Source organism: Rhodothermales bacterium (assembly GCA_017643395.1).
In the GTDB taxonomy this organism is placed as follows: Bacteria; Bacteroidota; Rhodothermia; order Rhodothermales; family UBA10348; genus JABDJZ01.
On the sequence record JAEPNP010000013.1, the window covers coordinates 1 to 1,220 of the forward strand.

Annotated in this window: 1 protein-coding gene; it reads left to right on the plus strand. The window is 56.3% G+C overall.

Translation table 11 applies throughout. The annotated features are described in order from the left end of the window. A partial coding sequence (locus JJ896_18530) for a PAS domain S-box protein (protein MBO6781654.1) occupies positions 1-1,220 on the plus strand: 1,220 nt, incomplete at both ends.

Sequence of the window (1,220 nt, forward strand, 5' to 3'; positions counted from 1 at the left end):
AACACGCGATCGTCAGCGTCACAGATACCAAGGGTACGATCACGTACGCGAACGACAAGTTCTGTGCGATGTCCGGGTATTCAAAGGACGAATTGATCGGATCCAATCACCGAATCCTGAAGTCCGGCGAACATTCGCCAGAGTTTTACCGGGGACTGTGGCGCACCATCGCCAGTGGCAGGATCTGGCATGGCGAAATCAAGAACCAAAAGAAGCGTGGTGGCTATTACTGGGTCACGTCCACGATTGTTCCCTTCCTCGGCGCCGACGGACGACCTTTCCAGTACGTGGCCATCCGCACCGACATCACAGCCGAGAAGAAAAAGGAACAGGAACTGGCCAGGGCGCACGAAGCAGCACAAGCCGCCAACACCGCCAAGTCGGAGTTCCTTGCCACCATGAGTCACGAAATCCGCACGCCAATGACTGGCGTTATCGGTTTTGCCGACCTTCTGCTGCAGGAAGAACTGGACGGCAAAAGCAAGGACCTGGTCTATAAGATCAAATCGTCGACGCGCTCGCTGTTGCGGATCATCAACGATATCCTCGATATTTCGAAACTCGACGCCGGAAAGGTCGAACTGGAGTACATCGACTTCCACCTTCCGTCCCTGATCGCAGAGGTCGTGGACTTCTTTTCCGACGACTACCTTGGCGAAGGCCCGGACCCGGTCGCGATTCAACTGGACCTGCCCGACGATCTGCCGCCGGGCATCAATATGGACCCGACCCGGCTGCGTCAGGTACTGATCAATCTGATCGGCAATGCGCGGAAATTCACGGAAGCCGGTACGATCACCGTAAAGTGCAGACTGACCGACGACGGCACGGGTGCGCCCAAGCTCAACTTCTCGGTCCGGGACACTGGGATCGGTATAAAGCCTGAAATCCTCGGCAAACTTTTCACCGAGTTCAAGCAGGGCGACGCTTCAATCACACGAAAATTCGAAGGCACCGGGCTTGGCCTGGCAATCTGCAAGAAGCTTGTTTCACTCATGAATGGCGAAATCGGCGCTGCCAGCGTATACGGCAAAGGCAGCACATTCTGGTTCTCGCTTCCGTATAAAGCGGCAAGGACGCCCGTTGCCGCGTCCGATGACAAGGACTCGCCCTCCACTTATTTCGCGGCGCGGCGCCCGTTGCATGTGCTTGTTGTCGATGACAACGCAATGACCCAGCAGATCGTAACGGCCATCCTGAACAGCTGTGGCCACACTTTC